Origin of the sequence: Paractinoplanes durhamensis (genome assembly GCF_016862175.1) — a bacterium.
Classification (GTDB): Bacteria; Actinomycetota; Actinomycetes; order Mycobacteriales; family Micromonosporaceae; genus Actinoplanes; species Actinoplanes durhamensis.
Window position 1 is genome coordinate 107442 of record NZ_BOML01000034.1, and the last position, 23963, is coordinate 131404.

Genomic DNA, 23963 nt, shown 5'->3' on the forward strand with positions numbered 1-23963 from the left:
CCCGCGTGACCCTGGAGTCGACCGTGGCGGCCGTCCGGCCCGCCGACCAGCCGGCCATGGCCGCCGCCCGGGAGCTGCAGGCCCGGCTGACCAAGCCGGCCGGTTCGCTCGGCGCCCTGGAGGAGCTGTCGGTGCGCCTGGCCGGGCTGGCCGGCACCTGCCCGCCGCCGCTGCCGTCGCCGGCCGCGGTTGCGGTCTTCGCCGGCGACCACGGTGTGCACGCGCAGGGGGTCTCGCCCTGGCCGCAGGAGGTCACCGCACAGATGGCGCTCAACTTCCTGGCCGGCGGCGCGGTGGTCAACGCGTTCGCCCGCCAGGCCGGCGCGTCGGTGACCGTGGTCGACGTCGGCGTGGCGACGCCACTTCCGGAGGGCACCGACCTGATCGAGGCCAACGTCCGCCGCGGCACCCTGGACATGACGGTCGAGCCGGCCCTGACCCGCGACGAGGCCCGGCAGGCCGTCGAGACCGGCATCCGGGTTGCCGAGGAGATGCTTGAAGCGGGTGCGAAATGCCTGCTCACCGGCGACATGGGCATCGCCAACACGACCCCGGCCGCGGCCCTGATCGCCGCGTTCACCGGCTGCACGGCCGAGCAGGCGACCGGTCGCGGCACCGGCATCGACGACGCCACGCACGCCCACAAGATCACCGTGGTGGCCGCCGCGCTGGAGCGGCACGCCCCCGACCCCGCCGACCCGCTCGGTGTCCTGGCCACGGTCGGCGGTCTCGAGCACGCCGCCATCGCCGGTTTCATCCTGGCAGCCGCCGCCCACCGGGTCCCGGTGATCGTCGACGGCGTGATCGCCGCCTCCGGTGCCCTCGCCGCCGCCGCGTTCGCGCCGGACGCGATCGCCGCCATGGTCGCCGGTCACCTGTCGGCCGAGCCGGGCGCTGCCGTGGCACTTGCCCACCTCGACCTCGAACCGCTTCTCGACCTCGGCATGCGCCTGGGCGAGGGCAGCGGTGCGGTCCTCGCCCTGCCGGTCGTCGCGGCGGCCGTGCGGGTGCTGCACGAGGTCGCCACGTTCGACTCGGCGGGAGTGTCGGAGAAATGAGTCTCTATCCGTTGGCGCTGCGGCTGACCGACCGGCGGGTTCTCGTGGTCGGCGGTGGCGCGGTGGCCACCCGGCGGGTGCCGGCGCTGCTCGCGGCGGGTGCCCGGGTGGAGATCGTCGCGCCCGAGCTGACCCCGTTCCTGCGCGGGCACGTCGACGCCGGCCGGATCGCCTGGCACGAGCGACGGTTCGCGCCGGCCGACGTCGACGGCGCCTGGCTGGTGCAGGTGGCGATCGACGACCCCGCCGCGGCCGCCGAGGTCTCCGCCGCCGCCGAAGAGCAAAGAATTTATTGCGTACGGGCGGACGACCGCGACGCGGCTACCGCGTGGACCCCGGCCGTGACCCGGCACGGGCAGGTCACCGTGGCGGTCACCGACGGGGGTGACCGCCGCCGGGCGATGGCCGTCCGCGACCTGGTCGCCGCCGCCCTGGAGGCCGCACCGCCGGCCGCGGCCGAGCACAAGGGCGTGGCCCTGGTCGGCGCCGGCCCCGGCGACCCCGAGCTGATCACCGTGAAGGGCCGCCGCCTGCTGGCCGCCGCCGACGTGGTGGTGGCCGACCGGCTCATCCCCGGCCTGCTGCTCGGCGAGCTGCGCCCGGACGTGGAGCTGGTCGACGCGGCCAAGATCCCGTACGGCCCGGCCGCCGCCCAGGAGGAGATCAACCGCATCCTGGTCGAGCGCGCGCTCGAGGGAAAGTTCGTGGTGCGGCTCAAGGGCGGCGACCCGTACGTCTTCGGCCGCGGCGGCGAGGAGGCCATCGCCTGCGCCGCCGCCGGCGTCCCGGTCCTGGTCGTGCCCGGGGTGACCAGCTCGATCGCGGCACCCGCGCTGGCCGGCATCCCGGTCACCCACCGCGGCATCGCGCACGAGTTCACGGTGGTCTCCGGCCACGTCCCGCCGGACAGCGCGCAGTCGCTGGTCGACTGGCCGGCGCTGGGCCGGCTGCGCGGCACGATCGTGGTGATGATGGGCCTGAAGAACCTGCCGAAGATCGCGGCCCGGCTGATCGCCGAGGGCCGCCCGGCGGACACCCCGGTGGCCGTGGTGCAGGAGGGCTCGACGCCCGATCAGCGCTCGTTGCGCAGCACGCTCGGTGCGGTCGCCGAGGACGCCGCGGCGGCGGGTCTGCGCCCACCGGCCACGGTCGTCATCGGTGATGTCGTGTCAGCCCTCGACTGACTCGTCCACCTTCTCCTCGTCGGTTTCGGCCGTCTCGCCGGAGGCGGTGGCGAGCTCGTCGAGGAAGGCGCGGGCCCACTCGGCGACATCGTGCTGCCGCAGGTGTCGCTGCATGACCCGCATCCGCCGCTTGAGCTCGGCCGGCTCGGCCGCGACCGACCGCAGCAGGGCGTCCTTGACCCCGTCCGGGTCGTGCGGGTTGCACAGGAACGCCTGCTTCAGCTCGGTGGCCGCGCCGGCGAACTCGCTGAGCACCAGCGCACCGCCGGTGTCGGCCCGGCACGCCACATATTCCTTGGCGACCAGGTTCATGCCGTCGCGCAGCGGGGTCACCATCATGACGTCGGCCGCCACATACATCGCGGCCAGCTCCTGCCGCGAGTACGACTGGTGGAGGTAGTGGACGGCGGGGACGCCGACCCGCGCGAACTCGCCGTTGATCCGGCCGACCTCGCGCTCGACCTTGACCCGCAGCGTCTGGTAGTGCTCGACGCGCTCCCGGCTCGGCGTGGCCACCTGCACCATCACCGCGTCGCCGACCTTGAGCTTGCCGTCGGCCAGCAGCTCGCGGAACGCCTTGAGGCGCAGCTCGATGCCCTTGGTGTAATCGAGCCGGTCGACGCCGAGGATCACCGTCTTCGGGTCGCCCAGCTCGGCGCGGATCTGCTTGGCCCGGGCCTGCACGGCCGGGTCGGCCGCCATCCGCTCCATCTCGCGGGTGTCGATGCTGATCGGGAACGCGCCCGCCTTGACCTTGCGGCCGTCGACCTGGATCGACTGGCCCTCGTAGCGCAGGCCGAGCAGGTGCCGGGCGAGCCGGACGAAGTTCTGCGCCGCGAGTCGCTGCTGGAAACCGACCAGGTCGGCGCCGAGCAGGCCGCGCAGCACCTCGGCGCGGAACGGCATCTGCATGAACAGCTCGATCGGCGGGAACGGGATGTGCAGGAAGAACCCGATCTTCAGATCGGGGCGCAGCTCGCGCAGCATGGCCGGGACCAGCTGCAGCTGGTAGTCCTGCACCCAGACGGTGGCGCCGTCCTCGGCCACCTCGGCCGCCGCCTCGGCGAACCGCTGGTTGACGATCCGGTAGGCCTCGCGCCAGCGCCTCTTGTACACCGGGGTCTCGACGGCGTCGTGGTAGAGCGGCCAGATCGTCGCGTTCGACTGGCCCTCGTAGTAGCGCTCCAGCTCCTCGGCGCTCAGCGACACCGGGTGGATGTTGATGCCTTCGAGCTCGAACGGCTCGGGGGCCTCGCCGGTGCCACCGGCCCACCCGATCCAGGTGCCGCCGTGCTCGGTGAGCACGGGATGCAGTGCGGTGACCAGCCCACCCGGACTCGTGCGCCACTGGCGCTCCCCGTCCGGGGTGGTGACCTCATCGACAGGCAGACGGTTGGCGACAACGACGAAGGAACTTCGTTCGGCCACGCTGAGTGCACCTCCGGGTCGATTTTGTTCCCGCCCCGAGCCTACTGTGCGTAGTAGCCCGGGGCGCGCCCAGTGTGGGGACAGCTGAGATGGACCTGGATGGCTGCCGGGTGCCATTCTGGGCGCGTGACACCGTCCGACGATCTTTCCCCGCGCAGGCGGCCGATTTTCTTTCCTGTGGTCATTGCCACCGTATTTCTCACGATCATCGGCATGACCTCCGGCTTCGTGCTGGGCGAGCGGCACCGGGACCGGTTGCGGGCAGCGCAGGTGACCACCACGACGGGTGGGTTCAACCCCGATCCGGAAGAGACGGGCTCGCCGGAGCCGTCCGGCCCGAGTTGCCCGGACGAAACGATCCAGATGGCGACCAAGCTGAATTTGCCGAGCGACCTGTACCAGATTTTCAAGATCGTTACGAAGAACGGGACCACCGTCTGGATCTGCCAGGACGGCGCCGGCTCGCTGTATTACCAGTCGAAGACCGGCGGGGTCGACGAGCCGCTCGTGCAGGGTGAAAACGGACTTTTCCTGTCGCAGGTGATTCGCGAGGGCGACCGCGAATACCTGGCCACCGCGGCCAACGGCAACCGCTTCGTGGTCAACGAGAAGCAGCTCGAGGTGCACTTCGCCGCATCGGGCAAGACCCAGGTGAACGCCGTGGAAACGGTCGGCTGAGGGAATCCGTACCCGCCGGACGGGGTTGTCTGAGGTGGCCGGGAGGCGACCTGGAAAGATTGCCCCTGGCATTCGGCACTCGGCCGGTTTAAGAAATCACGATCACGGAGGTAGGGCGCACCGTGGCCCAGTTCATTTTCGTCCTGGAAAAGGCGCGCAAGGCGCACGGCGACAAGGTCGTGCTCGACAACGTGACGCTGAACTTCCTGCCGGGCGCCAAGATCGGCGTGGTCGGCCCCAACGGTGCCGGTAAGTCCACGCTGCTGAAGGTCATGGCCGGCGTGGAGACCCTGAGCAACGGCGACGCCAAGCTGATGCCTGGCTACACCGTCGGCATGCTCGCGCAGGAGCCGCCCCTCAACGAGTCCAAGACCGTCCTCGGCAACATCGAGGAGGCGGTCGCGGAGACCAAGGCCAAGCTCGACCGGTTCAACAAGATCGCCGAAGAGATGGCGACCGACTACACCGACGAGCTGATGGAGGAGATGGGCAAGCTCCAGGAGCAGCTCGACAACGTCAACGCGTGGGACCTCGACTCCCAGCTCGAGCTGGCGATGGACGCGCTGCGCTGCCCGCCGCCGGACGCCGACGTCACCCAGCTCTCCGGTGGTGAACGCCGCCGGGTCGCGCTGTGCAAGCTGCTGCTCGAGGCGCCCGACCTGCTGCTGCTCGACGAGCCCACCAACCACCTGGACGCGGAGAGCGTGCACTGGCTGGAGCAGTACCTGGCGAAGTACGCCGGCACCGTCATCGCCATCACCCACGACCGGTACTTCCTCGACAATGTGGCCAACTGGATCCTCGAGCTGGACCGTGGCCGGACGTACCCGTACGAGGGCAACTACTCCACCTACCTCGACAAGAAGTCGCAGCGTCTCGCGGTCGAGGGCCGCAAGGACGCGAAGCTGAAGCGGCGCCTCACCGAGGAGCTCGAGTGGGTGCGGTCGAACGCCAAGGCCCGCCAGACCAAGAGCAAGGCCCGCCTCGACCGGTACGAGGAGATGGCCACCGAGGCGGAGAAGACCCGCAAGCTCGACTTCGAGGAGATCCAGATCCCGCCGGGCCCCCGCCTGGGCAACACGGTGATCGAGACGAAAGACCTCACCAAGGGCTTCGACGGCCGTACGCTCATCGACCACCTGTCGTTCTCGCTGCCGCGCAACGGCATCGTCGGCATCATCGGCCCCAACGGCGTCGGCAAGACCACCCTGTTCAAGACGATCGTCGGGCTCGAGCAGCCGGACGAGGGCCTGGTCCGGGTCGGTGAGACGGTTCAGCTGTCCTACGTCGACCAGAGCCGCGAGGGTCTGCAGGGCAACCAGACCGTGTGGGAGGTCGTCTCCGACGGCCTCGATCACCTGATGGTCGGCAAGGTCGAGATGCCCTCCCGGGCGTATGTTGCGGCGTTCGGCTTCAAGGGCCCCGACCAGCAGAAGCCGGTCAAGGTGCTCTCCGGTGGCGAGCGCAACCGGCTCAACCTCGCGCTGACGCTGAAGATCGGCGGCAACGTGATCCTGCTCGACGAGCCGACCAACGACCTCGACGTGGAGACGCTGGGCAGCCTGGAGAACGCGCTGCTGGAGTTCCCGGGTTGCGCCGTGGTCATCTCCCACGACCGGATGTTCCTCGACCGGGTCGCCACCCACATGCTCGCGTGGGAGGGCACCGAGGAGAACCCGGACAAGTGGTTCTGGTTCGAGGGCAACTTCGATGCGTACGAGAAGAACAAGATCGACCGTCTCGGGGCGGAAGCGGCTCGCCCGCATCGGGTGACCTACCGCAAGCTGACCCGTGACTAGGTTTGTCACCGATGTGCCCGTGCGCTGGTCCGACATGGACGCGTACGGGCACGTCAACAACGCACGCTTCCTCACGCTCTACGAGGAGGCGCGCGTCGAGATGTTCTTCGTGGGAGCCCGCAAGCACGGCCTGGGCTCCTTCGAGGAGGGCATCGTGATCGCCCGGCACGAGATCGACTATCTGCGGCCGGTCGACTACGGCGACCCGGTGCGCATCGAGATGTGGATCGCCAAGGTGCGGGCCGCGTCGTTCACCGTCGCGTACGAGCTGTTCGACGACGGCGTGCTGGCCGGCCGGGCGAAGTCGGTCTGCGTTCCGTACAACCTGGCCAACGGCCACCCGCGCCGGCTCAGCGAGGCCGAGCTCGCCTTCCTGGAGCCCTACCGCGAGTCGTCGGAATGAGCGAGCCCGCATGAGCGAGTCTGCATGAGCGAGCACGGCCTGCTCGGGGTGCCCGACGCCGGAGCCTTCCTGGCCCGGCTGACCAGGCTCGACCCGGGTGCGCCGGTGCGGTTGCGCGGCGCGTCCGGGCGCACCGCGCTCTGGGCCCGGCTGCCGTGGGACGTGCTGGTCACCCGCGAGGTGGCCGGCCGTGGCCCGGACGACGCCACGGTGTCCGCGTCCGAGCTGCTGGCGGTGCTGGCCAAGGGCGGCGATCGACTGCCTGCGCGCCGTGACGCGCAGTGGCGCTGGCCGTTGCCACCGCCCGCGAGCGAAACGGTGGAGTCGGTGTCCGCGGCGGAGCTGACCCGGCTGGCCACCGCGGCGGCCGGCACCCTGCGGGAGGTCTCGGCGGGCGGCCTGGCCGGCCGGGCGGTGGGTCAGCGGGCGGTGCGCGACGCACTGCTCGACCACGTCGCTCTCGTTGTGACACTCGCGGGTGGCCAGTCGGTGGAGGTGTCACAACGCCTCGTTCAGGCGATCTCCCGAATGGGTTTCCTCGGCCCGGAGGGTGCGGACGTGCCGGATACTCGAGTCAGAGTGGCCGGACGCTGGGTGGGACTCTCCGCACCATATGGAGTTGCCTGGCTACAGACCGTCAGTAAATTGACCGTTGTGCCCATAGGGAGTCACCCGAAAGGGTGATGCCGTATCGGACGTCCGGTCGCGCCCTCCGGTTGGGGGGATGACCTCCGCGACCTGTACGGGTACCGTCGGCCCTCGGATCCAGTTCGCTACGTCCGGCGGTGGGTCTGCTGGGGAGTGAGGTGCGCAACGATGCCGTGGTGGTCATGGCGTCCGGGTTCGGCCGCGGGCAACGCGCCGGATTCTGATAGCGGTTCGGCGGTGCGGAGCACCGTTCGCGTCGGGGTTCCCGCTCAGCGGGAGCCGAGCCGAGTGGTTGTTCCGGCCGACGCGGTCAAGTCCGAAGAGTCCGAGCAGATCGCTCCGGTGACGCTGGCGCGCATCGGCAAGGCGCTCGACATGCTCGACATCCGGTTCCTCGCCGACGGCGGCGGCAGCCTGCTGGCGATGTGGGAGCGGCACGCGGTGCTGTTCACCCTCGAGGGCCCCGACGACGAGATCCTCGTGATGCGGGCCCGCCCGCACGCCACGGTCCCGCCGGACTGGGCCGACCGCGCCTACCGCGTGGTAAACGAGTGGAACCACACCCGCCGCTTCTGCAAGGCCTACGTAGGCGACCCAACAGAACGAGGCCAACTCCCGATCTACGCCGAGCTGCAGGTCCCGCTGGCAGCCGGAGCCCACGACGCCTTGGTAGTGGAAATGCTGGACTGCGGAGCAGCAGTAGCAACAAGCTTCGTGGACTGGCTACACGACGAGGGAGCCCTGCTCTAACCACCCCCGAGGGGCCGCAACCCCCGCAGCTTGGTGTTGACGTGCCCGCCCAGCCCGGGACCCACGGGTTACTTGGTGTCCTAGTTTTCTGGGGTGCCCCGACTCAGTGAACTGCCCGCGATTGCCCCGTTGATGAGCAGAGAACCGATTTTCTGACGCCGCGCTCTTTCTTTTGCGGGGGCAGAAAATCGGCTCTCTGCTCATCAACTCTCAGGGGCAATCGCGGGCTGAGCGAAGCGAGGCCAGCCAGCTCAGCAGCCGTGTGCAACCACCCCAGCCAAGCACCCGGCGAGCGCGCCCCCCAGCCCAGCCAAGCACCCGGTAAGCGCGCCACCCAGCCCGATCAAAGCGGGAACATGCCCACCCGCCCGTGGTACTCATGGCCCAGCTCATCGGTGTCCGAGCCAACAAGCAGCCCATGCGGCACCACCAGGAAGCAACGAACCCCGACCCCCCGAGAGCGGGTCGGGTTCCAGCTGAGGGCCCGCCCGGTAACAGGGCTCACCGCCCCGATCCCCGGCCGGGAGACCGCCCCCGCCCCCGGCCCCTTGGCGTCGGTGCCATACGGGTTGTCGAAGTAGCGTTGGTGCCCACCGAGGTAAACGGCCGACCCGGTGACCGAGAGCGCATAAAGCGAATCCCCACCGGTCCGCTGCACCCAGGTCGGGTTGTGCCGCCCATTACCAACAGTCTCGAACCGGGCCGCCGAGTCGCAGAGCCGGTCCGGCGAGGACGCCCGCCCGGTCGCGGCGACCACGAAATACCCACCGTCCGGCGAGAACTTGACCTGCCGCAGGTAGGTGTCGAAGCCCTTCATGCAGGCCGGCTTGTAGGCGTCGGTGTACCAGTTCAGCAGGGTCGCCCGCGGCCCGGCGACGTCGAACATGGCGATCTGGGTGCGGTCGTAGCCACCGGCCTTCAGCAGCGCCCCGATCGCGACCAGCCGGCGGCCGTCGGGGGAGATGTCGAAGTGCTCGACCCGGGTGCGGCTCAGGCCGGGCGCGGTGAGCCGCGCGTCGAACCCGGTGTCGACCGCGCCGGTGGTCGTGTTCATCCGGGCCAGAGCGTCCCGCTCCACCCCGTTGATGGCCGAGAACGTGCCGGCCGCGTACAGCAGGGAACCGCGCGCCTGCACCGCCCGGACGTCGCCCCAGTTGATCGACGCCCGGAAGGACGAGACCCGCTCACCGTCCATGTCCAGCCGGGCCAGCCCGCGCTGGGCGGAGCCGTTGACCGACTTGAACGCCCCACCGGCGTAGACCGTGCTGTCCGGTCCGGTGGCGAGCGAGTAGACCGCGCCGTCCACCTCGGGGGCGAACGATCGGATCTCGCCGTCGCTCAGCCCGAACGCGAAGAGGTTCTTGCGGGCGTAGGTGTGCCGGCGGCTGCTGTCGGCGACCTTGGTGAAGGAGCCGCCGACCACGACGGTGTCGCCGACCAGAGCCATGCTCCAGACGGTGCCGTCGAGAACGTGCGGGGTGAAATCGACCGGGTTGGCCGAGACGATGGCGGACTGGGCCGGGTCGGCCTCGGCCGGATGCGCGCACGCCACAGCGGCGGCGACGAGGACTGCGGCGGCGAGCAGGCGACGCATGGGGGCGGCTCCAGGGCACGGATGATCGGATGGATTTGTCATCTGATCAAACGAGCGGCCGGCACACCCGGAAACGGAATGGATCAGGCATTGACCATGAAGTAGGCGGCCCGCTCCAGGTAGTCCCACAGCGCGGTCTCGTGCTCCTTGGGCAGGCCGATCGAGTCGACGGCGTCGCGCATGTGCTTGAGCCAGGCGTCCCGGGCGGCCTCGTCGACCACGAACGGCGCGTGCCGCATCCGCAGGCGCGGGTGACCCCGGCTGGCCGAGTAGGTGTTGGGTCCGCCCCAGTACTGCATCAGGAACAGCGTCAGCCGGTCGGCGGCCGGGCCCAGATCCTCCTCCGGGTACATCGGGCGGAGCAGCGGGTCCTCGGCCACGCCCTCGTAGAACTTCGCGACGAGCCGGCGGAACGTGGGTTCGCCGCCGATCGCCTCGAAAAAGGTGATGTCTTCCGGAGAGGGTGCGCTCACGCGTCCATCCTGCCAGCAGCCGCTGGACGGTCGGGTGTGACGCTCGTCGTGGCGGCCGGCGCGACCTCGGGGGAGAGGGCGGGTGCCGGCACGGTGGGTGCGTCGGCCGGCGGGTAGGTGGCCGACGCCTCCTCGATGGCGGCCTCGAACGTCTCTTCGCTGGGCCAGCGGGCCGACAGGTAGGCCATCGCGGCGGTGCCGGCCAGCCCGGTGAGGCCGACCACCGCGGGCAGCCAGAACAGGTCGGCGAGCAGGCCGGTGACCATGACACCGGCGAACTGGGCGAGCTGGATGCCGCCCTGGATGACGCCGAACGCCCGGGCGCGGTAGCCGTGCGGCAGCATCAGCACGAACTTGCCGTTCAGGGTGGGCGACAGCCCGCCCGCGGCGACACCGGAGATGGCGACGATCAGCACGACGATCGGCATCGGCGGGTCGAACGCCGCCGGGACCAGGGCGAGGCAGGCCAGGATCGCGAACGGGCGGATCAGCCGGTCGCGCAGGGCCGGGCTGGCCAGCCGGGTGATGAGCAGGCCGCCGACCACGAAGCCGATCGGGTTGGCCGCCATGATCAGGCCCTGGTTGAGGCCGCGGGCGGCCGCGTCGCCGCTGCCCTCGGCGGCCCAGGCGACGGCCAGGCTCTCCGGCGCGATCACGAACAGGCTCATCACGAACACCATCAGCGCGATCGAGCGCAGCACCGGGCGGCCGAAGACGAGCTGGAAGCCCTCGCCGGACTCGTGCAGCAGGTGGGTGCGCTGGGCCCGGGTGCGGGTGGCCGGCCGGGGCCGGACGCCGCGGGCGATCACCGCCGCCGAGAGCGCGAACGTCAGCGCGTCGGCGGCGAGCGCCACCCGCGGGCTGATCGTGGTCGCGATGGTCGCCCCGGCCAGGTAGCCCAGGACCATGGCGGCCTGGGTGGTGGTCTGGTTGATGGCGATCGCGGTGGGCAGCTTTTCCCGGCCGACCAGCTGCGGCAGCAGCGCGGATCGGGCCGCCTGGGTCGGCGGCATGCCGAGGCTGGCCAGGAAGACCAGGACCAGCATCGCCCAGACCGGCATGTGCGGGACCAGCAGCAGGGCGATCGGCACCATCCGGGACAGGTCCGCGATGATCAGGACCCGGCGGTACGGATAGCGCTCGGCCAGGGCGGAGAGAAGCGTCCCGCCGATGATCCAGGGGAGGAACGAGACGCCGAAGGCCGCCGCCGACAGGAGCACCGATTCGCTCTGCTGGTAGACCAGCACGGTGACCGCGGCCTTGGACAGATAGTCCCCGGCCCAGTTCACCATCAGCGACAGATAGATCGCTCGGTACTCACGGACGGCGAAGACGTCCCGGAAAGTCACCGGTCGGCTCCGCTCAGTCACGGTTTTGGCTCGGTCGGCCGCCCGTGCAGCGGGGTCATCGGACACCAGGTCCTCCATCGATCTCGGCACTCGCCGGGTCGCGACGATCGCCGGGGCACGCCCGCTGGGTGGGCCCGGCGGAACGTGATGCCGCATGTGCAGATGCTCAAGCGGATTCTGCCCGATCGTCCGAGTCGATGCTAGGGCGTACGGCCGGATTGTCGGCCGTTCGGTGGAGGGTGACTATCCCCCGGAAGAACTAATCCCAGCTCAAGACCGCTTGTCCGGGTCCGGGTCCGGTTCAGAAGGTCGCAAATACGCGGGCGGTACCGCCGCGCGTGGCATCAATCGAGAGGCGGCGATGCGTTCGGAGAGGCCGCCCAGGTCCAGGGCCTCCATCAGCGCGCGGCGCAGCTCCCGTTGAAGAACCCCCTGACCGTCCGCGGTGGTCTTCGCGATGGTCCGGATGACCGCGCCGTCGACGGTCAGCTGCTCGACACCCACGACGTCCGGCGGTTCGAGGAACTCGTTCTGGTGCTCGGGCGACTCGGCCACCATCTCGGCCGCCGTGCGCAGCACGCTGATCGCCTCTTCCGAGTTGACGAAGCCGATCGGGATGTCGATCACGACGAGCGCCCAGCCCTGGCTCTTGTTGCCGACCCGCACGATCTCGCCGTTCCGGATGTACCAGAGCACCCCGCGCATGTCCCGGACCGTGGTGATCCGCAGGCCGACCGTGTCGACGACGCCGACCGCTTCGCCGAGGTCGACCGTGTCGCCCACCCCGTACTGGTCCTCCAGTAGCATGAACAGGCCGGCTATCAGGTCCTTGACCAGGCTCTGCGCGCCGAAGCCGAGGGCCACCCCGACGATGCCCGCGCTGGCCAGCAGCGGGCCCAGGTTGAAGCCGAGCTCGCCGAAGACCAGCAGGACGGCCATCGTGAACACCACGGCGGTGACGAAGCTGCGCAGCACCGAGCCGATCGCCTCGGCCCGCTGCCGGCGCCGCTCCGGGATGAACTGCCCTTCCTCGGCGGTCGCGGTCGCCTTCTCCTTCAGCGGCTTCAGCAGGGCCGGCATCGCGGCCCGGCTGGTGCTGTTGGTGAGCCGTTTGATCGCCCGGTGCAGCAGGAAGCGGATCAGCATCGCGATCAGGATGATCGCCAGGATCCGCAGCGGCTTCACGATGACCCAGTAGCTGGAGTTGGCCAGCCACCGGTTGCCGGTCCAGTCGTAGACGCGACTGCACACCACGTCGGTGTCACAGATCCTGGTCACGTCGATCGACTCGAAGACCGACGGAGTGCCGGCGGCGGGGCCGGGAGTAGGGGCGAGAAGCAACACGGAGAGCTACCGTACCGGGCGAAGCTGAGCCCGCTTTCAGGTGTCACACAGCTCACTGACCTCAGACGTTTACCGGACGGCTACGGATTGCGCTCGCAATTTGGTCATCCATCAGGGACTATTGGCGCACGGACCATGGCCGAAGACGTCTCGGGAGCGGTTGACAGACCAACACCGGAGGGTGATCGCGATGCCTGACATACGACCTGCAGTGGGCTCATCCGCGTTAGTTCTGAACGCCACCTACGAGCCGCTGTGCGTCGTATCGGTGCGTCGAGCGACCATTCTCGTGCTGACCGCCAAGGCGGAGTGCGTCTCCGACGGCGACGGCATCCTGCACTCGGTGCACACCAATCTTCCGATTCCCTCGGTGGTCCGCCTCACGCGGTACGTGAAGGTTCCGTACCGCACGCACATCGGCCTGTCCCGCCGCGCGATCTTCGCCCGGGACGGCGGCCGCTGCGCCTACTGCCGCGGATCGGCCGAGACCATCGACCACGTGTTCCCGCGCAGCCGTGGCGGGCTGCACGCCTGGGAGAACGTCGTGGCCGCCTGCGCCAAGTGCAACCACAGCAAAGGCGACAAGACACCGGCCGAGCTGGGGTGGCGGCTACATTCGGTGCCGGCCGCACCACGCGGGGTGGCTTGGCGGGTTCTCGGACACCGCACGCCAGACCCGCGATGGGCCGACTGGCTCGATCTCCCTGCCGCCCCGGCCGTACAGGCCGAGGCGGCTTGATTTTTTCCTAGGCCTTTCGGGTCTCGACCAAGGACGCGAACACCACCACGTTGTCCTGGTAGCCGGTCTTGCCGCCGACCCACTTGCCGCCGCAGGTCATCAGCCGCAGCGACGGGCGGCTGAAGTCGCCATAGACCCGCTGCACCGGCAGCTTGCCCTTGTCGAAGTGCTCGACCGAGTTGATCTCGAAGATGGCCACCGAGTTGTCCGCGCGCAGTACCTCGATGCGCTGCCCCGGCTTGAGCTTGGGCAGGTCGTAGAAGACCGACGGTCCGGTCCGGGTGTCGGCGTGCCCGACGATCAGGGCCGGCCCGAACTGGCCGGGGCTCGGCCCGCCGTCGAACCAGCCGGCCTCGTTGTGCCGCTTCAGCGGGGGCACGCCCACCGAGCCGTCGGTGGCCAGGCCGACGTCGAGGATCGGCGCCTCCACCTTGATCGACGGGATGGTGAGCCGCTCCGGCCGGCTCGGGTCGAGCACCGGGAAGGCACGCGGCGGCGGCTCGGCCGACGCCTTGCCGCCGAAGAGGTCGGGCAGGTCGATGCTGGTCGCGGCGCCGATGCCCATCGCCACCATGAACAGCCCGAGGAACACCAGGGCGAGCACGATCAGCCCGACCGGCCAGGGTCGCTTGCCGCGGATGGGCCGGGGCGGGTCCTTGGGCCGGGGCCGCGGTTGCGGTGCCCGGAAGGGGGGTCGGCCCGGGACGCTCGGCGGCGGCGGCAACGGCCCGGTGATGGTGCCGGGCGGGGGCGCGGCGATGACCTGGGCAGGCTGCTTGCGCAGGACCGACTCGGGCATGCGGGAGCCGGTCACCGGCGTCTGTCGGCGGGCCATCGGCGGCCTCAGCCGAAGCGGCGTCGTCGCAGGGTCACAATCCAGAGGGCTGCACCGGCTCCGATGACGGCCAGCCCCGATCCGATCAGCATCGGCGCGTTGCGGCCCGGTGCCATGCCGCCCCCGCCGGTGGCCGGGCCCTGAGCCGGCTCGACCTTGGCGACCACGTGCAGGGTGGCCGTGGCGGTCTTGCCGTCCGGGCAGCGCAGGTCGGCCCGGTAGTCACCCGGGCGAGTGCCGGACGGGATGCGCACCGTGGCGGTGAGCAGACCGTATTGGGGTGTGACGGTGGCCGCACCGAACAATGCCGACGAGACGGTCGCCGACTTGAGGTTGTCGTCGCAGGAGGCACGCAGGCCGACCTGGTCACCGGCCGGCACCGTGCTGGGGTTGATCTCGAGATAGATGGCCGCGGCGTGCGCCGCGGGCATATCGAGGAACAGGACGAACAGGCCCATGAGCAGCGCCGACAGGGCGGCGGGGACGGACAGGCGCATGAGATCCCCCTCCTGCCGTTCGCGAGCACGAGGGCACGAACGGCGCGTGAGGGTGATTTTCGCACCTCCATGCCATCTTCGCGTAGATCCCCAGAGCGTGAGACCCGGGTTTGGAACCCGACGGTCCGGCACGACTCGCTCTCCGCTACCGTGACAGTTGTTCGGATCAACTGGGAATACAGGCGCCTGGGGGCGTTGAGGTTGTCGATTTCAAGCACCGTTCTGGTCTTCGTGATCATTCCGGCGGGGGTCATCCTGCTGGTGGCGTCGCTCGTCTTCTCCGGCAGCGACCGCACCCGGCGCACCCGCCGCTACCGTCCGGGCCGGCCCTACGACTTCCAGCCGATCTGGTTCCTGGCCTCGCCGGAGCTGGTCGCGGGAGTGGGCGGCGCCGACGGCCACCACGCCCGGGCGGCCATCGAGGCTCCGGTCCTCGAGGATGCCGCCGGTGCCCGGGTCCTGCCCGGCCCTACAGGAGGCGCAAGTGACAGTTGGTGACGTGGGGGCGCAGCAGCCGCTGACCGCTCTCCAGAAGCCGGGTGGTGACACCCTGGCCGCCGCGCCCGAGCAGACCCGGGCGGCCACCGGCGACCAACTCGCCGACGGTCCGTTCACGACCCGTCAGCTCCTGCGCCTCGACGAGGCGTTGCGGGTCGCCGACAAGCAGACCGGCCTGACCTTCAGCGTCTACATCGGTGAGCTGGCGACCCCGAGCCGGCCGGCCGCCGAGGCGCTGCAGAAGCAGATCGAGGACGCCGACCACGCCGTCCTCATCGCGGTCTCGCCCAACCAGCGCAAGCTGGAGATCGTGACCGGCAACGAGGCCCGCAAACGGATCTCCGACCGGGACGCGAAGCTGGCCGGCCTGTCGATGGCGGCCGCGTTCGCCGGCGGCGACCTGGCCGGGGGCGTGCTCGCCGGCATCGACCAGCTGGCCTCGCACGCGGGCAAGCACTGAAGCCATTCGTCAAAAGGGGCCCTCGATTGAGGGCCCCTTTTGCATGTGCCAAATCAGCGGGAAATCCGGCGGTAACAACCGACTGTTAGTAGGCTTGCACTCCGCGTACACCCCAATGTCGGAGGTGTGATGACGACGCAGGCCGCGAGCCCGCCGGTCCGGTGGAGTGCCCCGGAAGGCGCCTGGACCGAGCCCGATCTCCATCTGTTCCCGCAGGACGGCCACCGTTACGAGATCGTCGACGGCAGCCTGCACGCCTCACCCCCGCCGCCCGCGTCGCACGAGACGATCGTCGCCGCGGTCGTGGCGGCCCTGCGCGCGGCCGCGCCGCCCGGCTGGTGGGTCTGCGACCGCCTCGGCGTGCAGATCGGCAGCAGCAACCTGGTGCCGGATGTGACCGTGCTGCGCCCCCGCTCCTCCGGTCGGGTCTGGAGCGACCCGGCGGACGTGGCCCTGATCGTCGAGGTGGAGACCGCGGCCACCCGCCGCTACGACCGCATCCTCAAGCCCACCCTGTACGCGGAGGGCGGCATCGGATCGTACTGGCGGGTGGAGACCGGCCAGACCAGCCCGATCCTGCGCACATACCTTCTGGGCGGTGCCCGCTACCGGGCCCAACACAGCATCGAGGGCGCCGAGCCGGTCAAGCTCGACGCCCCCTATCCGATCCGGATCGCTCCTGGCGGCTGGGCCTAAGAAGCGGAGGCGGCAGTGTCGCGGGCGCGGGCCTTCAGCGCCCGCAGCACGCCGTCCCGGCCCTCGGCCACCAGCCGGCGCAGCGACGCCGGCTGCCCGTTGCGGGCCAGCCAGGCATCGGTGAGCGCGATCGTCTCCTCGCTGATCTGTAGGTACGGGTAGCCCATCATCACGAACTCCTGGGCCGGCTCACTGTCCGACCGGGCCCACACCTCGCCGACCACGTCGAAGAACTTCGCCGCGTACGGAGCGGCCAGCTCCACCTGCTTGACGCTCTGGAAGCCGGTCAGCAGCGACCGGTTCAGCCAGTTCGGGATCTCGGCCTCGCCGGTCAGCTCGGCCCACACCGCCGCCTTGTTCTCCGCGGTCGGGACGAGGGCCCGGGCGATCGCCGCCTCCCGCTCGCCGCTGGCGGTGCGGTCGCCGGACAGCTCGTCCTCGATGTCCTCGGGGGTGACCGCGCCGAGGGCCGACAGGGCCTGCAGCAGGCTCCAGCGCAGCTCGGTGTCGACGACCAGGCCGGCGGGCACCTCCTCACCGGTCAGCCAGCCGCGCAGCAGGGACTGCTCGTCGTCGGTGCGCGCGGCCGAGATGAACGCGCGAGCCCAGCTGAGCTGCCAGCCGGTGCCCGCGTCGGCCTCGGCCAGCTGGGTGCGGGCCAGCTCGGCGAGCTCGGCCCAGCCCTCGGGCTGCCAGGCCGGGTCGGCGTACTGCGCGACCGCGCTGGCGGCCTGCCGGGTCGTCCAGGTGGTCAGGTTGATGTCGGTCTCCCGGGGCAGGCCGGAGCAGACCAGGGTGACGTAGTCGCGGGCGGCCATCTCGGCGTCCCGCAGCATGTCCCAGGTCGCGTTCCAGACCAGCGCGCGGGCCAGCGACGAGTCGATCCCGCCGATGTGCTGGACCACCGACGCCATCGACCGCTCGTCGAGACGGATCTTGGTGTACGACAGGTCGTCGTCGTTGAGCAGCAGCACGTCGGCCGCGCGCACCCCGGTCAGCGCCGAGATCTCGGTGTGCTCGCCGGTGACGTCCACCTCGAGCAGGTCGCGGCGGACCAGCCGGTCACCGTGGACGTCGTAGAGGCCGATCCCGATCCGGTGGGTCCGCAGCGTCGGGTAGTCGGCCGGGGCCTCCTGCTGCACCACCACGCTCGCGTAGGTGCCGTCGGCGGCCAGCTCGACGAGCGGGCGCAGCGTGTTGACCTGCGCGGTCTCCAGCCACTGGGCGGCGAACTTGCGCAGTTCCCGGCCGGAGGCGGCCTCCAGCTCGACGAGCAGGTCGTCGAAGGTGGCGTTGCCCCAGGCGTGCCGTTGGAAGTACGCCCGCAGGCCGGTGAGGAACGCGTCCTGACCCACGTACGCCACCAGCTGCTTGATCACGCCGGCGCCCTTGGCGTACGTGATCCCGTCGAAGTTGACCTCGACGGCCTCCAGGTCGGGCATCTCGCAGTAGACCGGGTGCGTCGAGGACAGTTGGTCCTGGCGGTAACCCCAGCTCTTGCGCACCGACAGGAACGTCGTCCACGCGTCGGTGAACCGGGTCGCCTTGGAGTTGCACCAGTGGCTGGCCCACTCGGCGAACGACTCGTTCAGCCACAGGTCGTTCCACCAGCGCATGGTGACCAGGTCGCCGAACCACATGTGGGCCAGCTCGTGCAGGATCGTGTTGGCCCGCTGCTCGTACTCGAAGTCGGTGACCTGCGAGCGGAAGATGTAGTGCGCCTCGGCGTGGGTGACGCAGCCGAAGTTCTCCATCGCGCCGGCGTTGAAGTCGGGCACCCACAGCTGGTCGTACTTCGGCAGCGGGAAGCGCACCCCGAACTGCTCGTGGAAGAAGTCGAAGCCCTGCGTGGTGGTCAGGTGCAGGTCGTCGGCGTCGAGGTAGCGGGCCATCGACGCGCGGCAGAAGTAGCCCATGTCGATGCCGTCGTGCTCGAACCGCACCTCGTGGTACGGGCCCGCGCAGATCGCGGTGATGTAGGTGCTCATCCGTGCCGAGGTCGGGAAGTGCACGGTCTTGGCACCCGGGCCGGCCTCGTCCGCGGCCTCGGCCGGCATGTTCGAGATGACCTTCCAGTGCTTCGGAACGGTCGCGTGCCAGGTGTAGACGCTCTTCAGGTCGGGCTGGTCGAAGCACGCGTACACCCGCTGCGCGTCGGCCGTCTCGAACTGGCTGTAGAGGTAGATCTCCTTGTCGACCGGGTCGAGGCTGCGCTGCAGGCCCTGCCCGCTCGCCGAGTAGGCGAAGTCGGCGTCGACCACCAGCTCGTTCTCGGCGGCCAGCCCGCGCAGCGCCAGGCCCTTCTCGGCGGAGAAGCCGGTCAGGTCGAGCGGCGCGCCGTTCAGCGTCGCCGAGCGCACCGTCTGCGCGGCGGTCTCGATGAACGTGTCGGCGCCGGGCTCGGTGCACCGGAACGTGACCACGGTGGTGGAGCGGAAGGTGCCGTCGCCCGGATTGCCGTACCCGTCCGTCAGGTCCAGCGTGATGTCATATCCGGTCACCTCGAGCAGGCGGGCGCGGTCGGCGGCCTCCACCTGGGTCAAGTTTCGAACTCCGGCCACAGCCACTCTCCTTAAGAGCGCACCAGCTTCTTCATCGCCAGACTATGCGGCACCGGCATGCGGGGGCGTACCCGGAGTGCAGGGTTCTGCGGTGAACGCACCACCGGAGCGGTCTACCAGTCGTTGGATGAGGGTAGGAAGCCCTGCATGAACGACCGGAGGCGCAGAGATGTCCGAGACCGAGACGGTCGCGTCGTCGACCTTCGCCGTGCACCGCGGCGATTGGGACGGCTTGACGCCCGAGATGGCGGCGATGGTGGCGCCGGCGCTGAGCGTCTCGGCGAGCCCGGTGAACAAGCCGGTCGGAGCGTGGCGAAAAGCACAGTTAGCCAGGTCACGCGGGAACATGCCGGTGACCCGGCACCAGCGCCCGACCAGGTAGGTTGCGCCCCATGACGACGGTCGTGCATTCGATCAGCCGGGCCTGGCTCACCACCGGGGCAACCGGCGCGCAGAACTACGACGAGTTCGCCGACGACGCCGAAATCACCGCCATCATCTCCGCCAATCCCCGCAGCGCTCTCGCCGTCGAGATGCCGCACCTAGCCCCCGACAGTCTGGGAAAGTCGTTCAGCGACTCGCTCCCGGACGCCGTCGCCCGGCTCGCCCTGGCGCGTGCCGACGGCAGTTACGCCCCCGCCGAGCACGTCGTGGTGCTCTACCGCATCACCGCCCCCGGCGAACCCACCGCCTACGGCCTGTGGAGCATGGTCGACACCGACCAGATCTCCGCCAGCGCCGACGAGGCCGGCCTGGTCATCCGCAACGAAGAGGTCTTCATCGAGAAGGTCCGCGAGCGGGTCGCCCTGGCCGGTGCCCTGAGCACGCTGCTGTCCCCGGTGCTCCTGCTGCAGACCGCCAAGGGCGACGAACTGCACGCAGCCCTCGCGGCCGCCGCCGACGCGGCCGGCGTTCCCGCCGCCACCGACATCGACCAGACCGGGCGCACCCACGCCATCTGGCCGATCGGCCCCGGCCCGCTGCAGGACGAGCTCACCACGCTCGCCGGCGGCGGCGAGCTGGTGGTGGCGGACGGCAACCACCGCAGCCTGGCCGCACAGACCGGCCGGCTGCCGCGCTTCCTGGCGGTGGTCACCACCCCCGCCTCGGTCGCCATCCAGCCCTACAACCGGCTGGTCAGCGAGCTGCCGATGCCGCTCGACGACTTCCTGACCCGGCTGCGCAGCTCCGGCGCCGAGGTCAGCGAGCTCGACCGTCCCGCCGTCATCCCGGCCAAGGGCACGATCGAGCTGTACCTGGCCGGGCGCACCTTCGCGGTGGTCCTGCCGATCGACAAGAACCTGCCCGACGTGGAGAACCTCGACCACGCGCTGGTCGAGCGGGAGTTGCTCGGCGACGTGCTCGGGCTCGATCCCGGGGACAAGCGGATCTCCTACATCGGCGGCGACTACCCGGCCGCGTGGCTGCGCGGCGAGGTCGACAATGGCCACGCCGAGCTGGCCGTGCTGATCGCGCCGGTCACCGTCGACGACTTCGTGACGGTCAACCTGGAACGGCAGAAGCTCCCGCGCAAGAGCACCTGGTTCACGCCGAAGGCGCGCGGCGGCCTCGTCCTGGCCCAGCTCGACTGATGCTCCACCCACAGGTGACGGCGGCGGACTCGCTCCGCCGCCGCCCACCCGCCGATCTCGATCCGGTCGAGCGCCTGGCCGCGACGCGGGCGGCGATGGAGGAGGCGGTCGACCTCGAGTGCGGCCCGGCGATCCCATTGCCGGTGGTGGTCGACCTCGACGCCGACGGCGTGCCCTGCCGGCTCTACGCCAATCGCCCCGACGCACCGCTCCTCGTCTACGTGCACGGCGGCGGCTGGTGCTACGGCAGCATCGAGACGGTCGACCGGGTGTGCCGCCGGATCGCCGACCGGTCCGGCTGCGCCGTCCTCTCGGTCGGCTACCGCCTGGCCCCCGAGCACGTCTATCCGGCGGCGCTGGACGACGTGGAGACGGTGCTGTCCTTCGTCCGGAAGAATCCGATCGGCGTGGACCCGTCGCGCCTGGCGATCGGCGGCGACAGCGCCGGCGCACAGCTGGCCACGATCGTCGCCCGCCGCCAGCGGGACGCGGCGACGCCGCTGGACCAGCAGATCCTGATCTATCCGGCGCTGGACCCGATGACGGCCTCGGAGTCCTACGCCGGGCTGGGCGAGTACGGCCTCGATCGAGCGTCGATGAGGCTGGCCTGGGAGACCTACGTCCCGGAGCGGATGCGGCGCCTGTCCCCGGACGTGGCGATCTTCGCCACCGCCGACCTGGCCGGCATGCCACCCACGCTGATCATCACCGCCGAGTACGACGTCCTGCGCGACGAGGGCGCCGACTACGCGGACGCGCTGGCCACGGCCGGGGTCCCGGTGGTGCACACGCGCTACATGGGGATGAACCACGGTTTCGCCCGCAAGCTCGCGGTGATCGACGCCGCCCGCGCCGCGACCGATCAAGTCGCGGCCTCGCTGCGGGCCGCCCTGACCTTCTGACAGACTGCCCATATGCGTGTCTACCTGGGTTCGGACCATGCGGGTTACGAACTGAAGATGCACCTCGTCAACCACCTGATCAAGCAGGGGCACGACGTCGTCGACGTGGGACCGCACGTCTACGACCCGGAGGACGACTACCCGGCCTTCTGCCTGCACACCGGCGCCAAGGTGGTGGCCGACGAGGGCAGCCTGGGCATCGTCATCGGCGGTTCCGGCAACGGCGAGCAGATCGCCGCCAACAAGATCGACGGCGTCCGGGCCGCCCTGGTCTGGCGCACCGAGATCGCCCAGCTGGCCCGCCAGCACAACGACGCCAACGTGATCAGCATCGGCGCCCGCGAGCACACCCTGGACGAGGCCACGTCATTCGTGGAGGCCTTCCTGGCCACCCCGTTCTCCGGAAACCCGCGGCACGCCCGCCGGATCGCCCAGCTCACCGAGTGGGAGCAGACCCGAAAGCTCCCCGACCTGCCGTCCTAGGGCAACCTTCAAGATCAACATATGAGTACGACGTAGCACGAGTCCCGTGGCGCACGGAGAGCCGGGCGGTCGGCAAGCCCACCACCCGGCTACCGGCCCGGCCCCGGTGGTCACTCAGGCTCGCGGGCTCCGCCCGCCTCGCCCTGCCCCGCCTCGCCCGGCCGGAAGGCCGTCAGCGGTTGCGGGGCAGGTCCTCGCGGGGCACCCAGTTGCGGCGGACGATGACCAGGTTGCGGTCGGCGTCGGCCAGGTGTGCGTCGGAAATCCGGGCCGCGTCCCGGGCACGTAGTGCCGCGCCCACGCTGACCTGCGACGACCCGGATCCGACAAGCCCGCGCAGGCCGCGCTCGGTCTCGCGATCGTCACCGGCCGGGGCGGGGGAGCCGTTGCCACCCGGCGGCCCGCCCGAAGGCCGGCGCGGGTAAGCCGGGCGGGAAGGCTCGGCCGGGCGCGAGGGCTCGGCCGGCCGGACATTCGCGGTGGCCGGGGTCGACGGTGCCGGTGCCGGCTCGGGGTCGGCTACCGGATTTGTCGCGGCGCTGCCGTCCCCCTCGGGCGGGACGGTGGCCGGGTCGTCGGGGGCAGGCGTGGTGGGCGCCTGGGCAGACGACGAGGAGGGACGCACGCGGCGGCGTCGGCGTTCGGGCTCGGCCATGTCGCCGACGGTACCGCCGCGGCGGACAACTCAGAACACCTCGATGGGATTCGGCTGCCGATCCCAGCCGAACGCACCGGCCGGGAAGTTGTCGGTCAGCCGCTGCACCCGGCCGGCCGCGGCCAGCGCGCCCAGCGTGGTGCCGCCGAGGTAGACGGCGCCCACCTCGTTCACCGAGAGGGTCAGGTCGGCCGGGTCGGTGGTGCGCACGCAGGTGGCCTTGTCGGCGGCGGCGGTCAGCCGCCAGCGGCCGTTGTTGGCGGTGATCAGCGGGTCGGTGACCTCGAGCACCACGTCGAACGGGGTCAGGTAGCGGCGGGCCTCCAGCGCGGCCGGCAGGTCGACGATCCGGATCCAGAGGGCGTCGCTGTAACCGCGGCCGAGCCGGCGGGGCTCGTCGACCAGGTATTGCAGCGGCTCGTCGAGCGCGGCGAAGTCGTAGGAGGCGCTGCGGGCGAGGTCGATGCCGAACAGGAAGCGCCAGAGCGCGGTGTAGACCCCGGGGTCGTCGGCGACGATCTCGGTGACCCGGACCTGCGCGTTCGGACCGTAGTCGTCCCAGCCGTCCTTGACCCGCCAGAACGCGTACCCCTCGGGACCGTCGGGACCCTCGAAGAGCACGCCCTTGCGGGTGGTGGCGCCGTCGCGCCAGGCGGACGGGTCGAAGAGCCGGCGGTCCCACCAGGGGCCGGGGCGACTCGACCAGCCGACCCGGCCGGGGCGGACCCGTTCGTAGACCGTCTTGAGCTCGTCAACGGCCTCGGCGGGCTCGATGAGGCGCAACCGGCCGTCCGGCGGCGGCACCGCGGAGGTGATGCGCACCTCCCGGGTCATCGCGTTGAGCTGGAGCCGGGTCGCCGCCGGGCCGTAGCCGAAGCGCGGGTAGATCGTGGTCTCGCTGGCCCAGAGCACCGCGATCGGCTCGCGACCGGCCTCGGCGAGCTCGCTGAGCTGCCGGTGCATCATGGCGGTGAGCAGACCGCGGCGGCGGTGGGTGGGCAGCACGCCGACCCCGGTTACGTGCGCGGCCGGAATGACCGAGCCCGGTACGGTGAGATCGCGGGTCAGCGCCGTGGTGTGGCCGACGACCGTGCCGTTGTCGTCGGCGACCAGGGACCGCTCCGGCTCGAAGAGGCGGCGGTCGAGTTCGCGGGCCTCGTCGTCGAAATCGTGGTGGAAGACATAGCTCTCGATACCGACGATCGCGGGGTGATCGTCGGCGGTGGCCTGACGCAGGCGCACGGAATCGTCCATGTGCATCTGTGTAACGGACTGAACGCGCGGCGGCGAATGATTTGTTGGCTCGCTACTCTCGTTGTGGGGGCCGGAATGAAGAG

Annotated in this window: 25 protein-coding genes; 15 read left to right on the forward strand and 10 right to left on the reverse strand. The window is 70.5% G+C overall.

The window, feature by feature from the left end; all coding sequences use genetic code 11:
- The first annotated feature begins 5 nt into the window (after window positions 1-5).
- Together cobT and cobA are read left to right on the forward strand one after the other, a co-directional pair.
- Window positions 6-1058 (forward strand): nicotinate-nucleotide--dimethylbenzimidazole phosphoribosyltransferase, encoded by a 1053-nt coding sequence (cobT, locus tag Adu01nite_RS21085; RefSeq protein WP_203728681.1) that lies wholly within the window; start codon window positions 6-8, stop codon window positions 1056-1058.
- A complete protein-coding gene (cobA, locus tag Adu01nite_RS21090; protein WP_203728627.1) occupies window positions 1055-2242 on the forward strand; it encodes a uroporphyrinogen-III C-methyltransferase in 1188 nt (395 codons plus the stop codon). The genes cobT and cobA overlap by 4 nt, the downstream gene beginning before the upstream one ends.
- On the opposite strand, the gene Adu01nite_RS21095 is transcribed toward cobA, so the two are convergent.
- Complete coding sequence (locus tag Adu01nite_RS21095) at window positions 2228-3670, reverse strand: alpha,alpha-trehalose-phosphate synthase (UDP-forming) (RefSeq protein WP_203728628.1); 1443 nt, start codon at window positions 3668-3670, stop codon at window positions 2228-2230. The two genes, cobA and Adu01nite_RS21095, sit on opposite strands and share 15 nt — an antisense overlap.
- Window positions 3671-3796: 126 nt before the next feature.
- On the opposite strand from Adu01nite_RS21095, the gene Adu01nite_RS21100 reads away from it, so the two are divergent.
- The 5 genes from Adu01nite_RS21100 (at window position 3797) to Adu01nite_RS21120 (ending at window position 7948) form a co-directional block, all read left to right on the forward strand.
- A complete protein-coding gene (locus Adu01nite_RS21100) occupies window positions 3797-4348 on the forward strand; it encodes a hypothetical protein (RefSeq protein WP_203728629.1) in 552 nt (183 codons plus the stop codon).
- 122 nt (window positions 4349-4470) lie between these two features.
- Complete coding sequence (ettA, locus tag Adu01nite_RS21105) at window positions 4471-6147, forward strand: energy-dependent translational throttle protein EttA (RefSeq protein ID WP_203728630.1); 1677 nt, start codon at window positions 4471-4473, stop codon at window positions 6145-6147.
- Complete coding sequence (locus tag Adu01nite_RS21110; protein ID WP_275414679.1) at window positions 6140-6550, forward strand: acyl-CoA thioesterase; 411 nt, start codon at window positions 6140-6142, stop codon at window positions 6548-6550. The genes ettA and Adu01nite_RS21110 overlap by 8 nt, the downstream gene beginning before the upstream one ends.
- 24 nt (window positions 6551-6574) lie before the next feature.
- On the forward strand, window positions 6575-7234 hold the full coding sequence (locus Adu01nite_RS21115; RefSeq protein WP_203728631.1) for a DUF8185 domain-containing protein: 660 nt from the start codon (window positions 6575-6577) through the stop codon (window positions 7232-7234).
- Window positions 7235-7366: 132 nt separating this feature from the next.
- The gene (locus tag Adu01nite_RS21120; protein WP_203728632.1) at window positions 7367-7948 is read left to right on the forward strand and encodes a type III secretion system chaperone family protein; all 582 of its coding nucleotides are present in this window, start codon (window positions 7367-7369) and stop codon (window positions 7946-7948) included.
- 343 nt (window positions 7949-8291) lie between these two features.
- Here Adu01nite_RS21120 and Adu01nite_RS21125 read toward each other — a convergent pair whose 3' ends face one another.
- From Adu01nite_RS21125 to Adu01nite_RS21140, 4 genes are all read right to left on the reverse strand, one after another.
- A complete protein-coding gene (locus tag Adu01nite_RS21125; RefSeq protein WP_203728633.1) occupies window positions 8292-9542 on the reverse strand; it encodes a delta-60 repeat domain-containing protein in 1251 nt (416 codons plus the stop codon).
- Window positions 9543-9625: 83 nt separating this feature from the next.
- On the reverse strand, window positions 9626-10015 hold the full coding sequence (locus tag Adu01nite_RS21130) for a globin (RefSeq protein ID WP_203728634.1): 390 nt from the start codon (window positions 10013-10015) through the stop codon (window positions 9626-9628).
- Window positions 10012-11364 carry an MFS transporter gene (locus tag Adu01nite_RS21135; protein ID WP_239132585.1) on the reverse strand — a complete coding sequence of 451 codons (1353 nt, stop codon included), beginning with the start codon at window positions 11362-11364 and terminating at the stop codon, window positions 10012-10014. Before Adu01nite_RS21135 ends, Adu01nite_RS21130 begins: the two co-directional genes overlap by 4 nt.
- Before the next feature lie 270 nt (window positions 11365-11634).
- On the reverse strand, window positions 11635-12708 hold the full coding sequence (locus Adu01nite_RS21140) for a mechanosensitive ion channel family protein (RefSeq protein ID WP_203728636.1): 1074 nt from the start codon (window positions 12706-12708) through the stop codon (window positions 11635-11637).
- Between the two features lie 190 nt (window positions 12709-12898).
- On the opposite strand from Adu01nite_RS21140, the gene Adu01nite_RS21145 reads away from it, so the two are divergent.
- Window positions 12899-13447, forward strand: coding sequence for an HNH endonuclease (locus Adu01nite_RS21145; protein ID WP_203728637.1), 549 nt, complete (start codon window positions 12899-12901; stop codon window positions 13445-13447).
- A 7-nt stretch (window positions 13448-13454) separates the two neighbouring features.
- Here Adu01nite_RS21145 and Adu01nite_RS21150 read toward each other — a convergent pair whose 3' ends face one another.
- Window positions 13455-14282 carry a class F sortase gene (locus tag Adu01nite_RS21150; protein WP_203728638.1) on the reverse strand — a complete coding sequence of 276 codons (828 nt, stop codon included), beginning with the start codon at window positions 14280-14282 and terminating at the stop codon, window positions 13455-13457.
- Window positions 14283-14290: 8 nt separating this feature from the next.
- Window positions 14291-14779, reverse strand: a complete 489-nt coding sequence (locus Adu01nite_RS21155) for a hypothetical protein (protein WP_203728639.1) — start codon at window positions 14777-14779, stop codon at window positions 14291-14293.
- Window positions 14780-14980: 201 nt separating this feature from the next.
- Here Adu01nite_RS21155 and ctaJ point away from each other — a divergent pair, with 201 nt between their 5' ends.
- The 3 genes from ctaJ to Adu01nite_RS21170 all read left to right on the forward strand — a co-directional run bounded on the left by ctaJ (window position 14981) and on the right by Adu01nite_RS21170 (window position 16433).
- Entirely contained in the window at window positions 14981-15277 is a 297-nt protein-coding gene (ctaJ, locus tag Adu01nite_RS21160) for an aa3-type cytochrome oxidase subunit CtaJ (protein ID WP_239132586.1), read from the forward strand.
- 52 nt (window positions 15278-15329) lie between these two features.
- Window positions 15330-15737 (forward strand): DUF5130 family protein, encoded by a 408-nt coding sequence (locus Adu01nite_RS21165; protein ID WP_239132594.1) that lies wholly within the window; start codon window positions 15330-15332, stop codon window positions 15735-15737.
- 129 nt (window positions 15738-15866) lie between these two features.
- On the forward strand, window positions 15867-16433 hold the full coding sequence (locus Adu01nite_RS21170) for a Uma2 family endonuclease (RefSeq protein WP_203728641.1): 567 nt from the start codon (window positions 15867-15869) through the stop codon (window positions 16431-16433).
- On the opposite strand, the gene pepN is transcribed toward Adu01nite_RS21170, so the two are convergent.
- On the reverse strand, window positions 16430-18994 hold the full coding sequence (gene pepN / locus Adu01nite_RS21175; protein WP_203728642.1) for an aminopeptidase N: 2565 nt from the start codon (window positions 18992-18994) through the stop codon (window positions 16430-16432). The two genes, Adu01nite_RS21170 and pepN, sit on opposite strands and share 4 nt — an antisense overlap.
- 169 nt (window positions 18995-19163) lie before the next feature.
- On the opposite strand from pepN, the gene Adu01nite_RS21180 reads away from it, so the two are divergent.
- Genes Adu01nite_RS21180 through Adu01nite_RS21195 form a run of 4 tightly spaced genes read left to right on the forward strand, consistent with a single transcriptional unit; the run spans window position 19164 to window position 21971 of the window.
- On the forward strand, window positions 19164-19376 hold the full coding sequence (locus Adu01nite_RS21180) for a hypothetical protein (protein ID WP_203728643.1): 213 nt from the start codon (window positions 19164-19166) through the stop codon (window positions 19374-19376).
- A gap of 10 nt (window positions 19377-19386) precedes the next feature.
- Window positions 19387-20586, forward strand: a complete 1200-nt coding sequence (locus Adu01nite_RS21185) for a DUF1015 family protein (protein ID WP_203728644.1) — start codon at window positions 19387-19389, stop codon at window positions 20584-20586.
- Entirely contained in the window at window positions 20586-21488 is a 903-nt protein-coding gene (locus Adu01nite_RS21190; protein WP_203728645.1) for an alpha/beta hydrolase, read from the forward strand. Before Adu01nite_RS21185 ends, Adu01nite_RS21190 begins: the two co-directional genes overlap by 1 nt.
- 12 nt (window positions 21489-21500) lie before the next feature.
- Window positions 21501-21971: a ribose-5-phosphate isomerase gene (locus Adu01nite_RS21195; protein WP_203728646.1), complete on the forward strand. Its 471-nt coding sequence runs from the start codon at window positions 21501-21503 to the stop codon at window positions 21969-21971.
- A 172-nt stretch (window positions 21972-22143) separates the two neighbouring features.
- On the opposite strand, the gene Adu01nite_RS49150 is transcribed toward Adu01nite_RS21195, so the two are convergent.
- The gene (locus Adu01nite_RS49150; protein ID WP_203728647.1) at window positions 22144-22626 is read right to left on the reverse strand and encodes a hypothetical protein; all 483 of its coding nucleotides are present in this window, start codon (window positions 22624-22626) and stop codon (window positions 22144-22146) included.
- Between the two features lie 30 nt (window positions 22627-22656).
- A complete protein-coding gene (locus Adu01nite_RS21205; protein WP_203728648.1) occupies window positions 22657-23880 on the reverse strand; it encodes a GNAT family N-acetyltransferase in 1224 nt (407 codons plus the stop codon).
- Window positions 23881-23963 lie beyond the last annotated feature (83 nt).

Bases quoted from the DNA above. Each gene is read 5' to 3' on its own strand.
- Adu01nite_RS21155 (WP_203728639.1), bottom strand. From the start codon at position 14,779: ATGCGCCTGTCCGTCCCCGCCGCCCTGTCGGCGCTGCTCATGGGCCTG.
- Adu01nite_RS21195 (WP_203728646.1), top strand. From the start codon at position 21,501: ATGCGTGTCTACCTGGGTTCGGACCATGCGGGTTACGAACTGAAGATG.
- cobA (WP_203728627.1), top strand. From the start codon at position 1,055: ATGAGTCTCTATCCGTTGGCGCTGCGGCTGACCGACCGGCGGGTTCTC.
- Adu01nite_RS21180 (WP_203728643.1), top strand. From the start codon at position 19,164: ATGTCCGAGACCGAGACGGTCGCGTCGTCGACCTTCGCCGTGCACCGC.
- Adu01nite_RS21115 (WP_203728631.1), top strand. From the start codon at position 6,575: ATGAGCGAGCACGGCCTGCTCGGGGTGCCCGACGCCGGAGCCTTCCTG.
- Adu01nite_RS21145 (WP_203728637.1), top strand. From the start codon at position 12,899: ATGCCTGACATACGACCTGCAGTGGGCTCATCCGCGTTAGTTCTGAAC.
- Adu01nite_RS21170 (WP_203728641.1), top strand. From the start codon at position 15,867: ATGACGACGCAGGCCGCGAGCCCGCCGGTCCGGTGGAGTGCCCCGGAA.
- Adu01nite_RS21125 (WP_203728633.1), bottom strand. From the start codon at position 9,542: ATGCGTCGCCTGCTCGCCGCCGCAGTCCTCGTCGCCGCCGCTGTGGCG.
- Adu01nite_RS21205 (WP_203728648.1), bottom strand. From the start codon at position 23,880: ATGGACGATTCCGTGCGCCTGCGTCAGGCCACCGCCGACGATCACCCC.
- Adu01nite_RS21150 (WP_203728638.1), bottom strand. From the start codon at position 14,282: ATGGCCCGCCGACAGACGCCGGTGACCGGCTCCCGCATGCCCGAGTCG.
- Adu01nite_RS49150 (WP_203728647.1), bottom strand. From the start codon at position 22,626: ATGGCCGAGCCCGAACGCCGACGCCGCCGCGTGCGTCCCTCCTCGTCG.
- Adu01nite_RS21185 (WP_203728644.1), top strand. From the start codon at position 19,387: ATGACGACGGTCGTGCATTCGATCAGCCGGGCCTGGCTCACCACCGGG.
- Adu01nite_RS21120 (WP_203728632.1), top strand. From the start codon at position 7,367: ATGCCGTGGTGGTCATGGCGTCCGGGTTCGGCCGCGGGCAACGCGCCG.
- Adu01nite_RS21190 (WP_203728645.1), top strand. From the start codon at position 20,586: ATGCTCCACCCACAGGTGACGGCGGCGGACTCGCTCCGCCGCCGCCCA.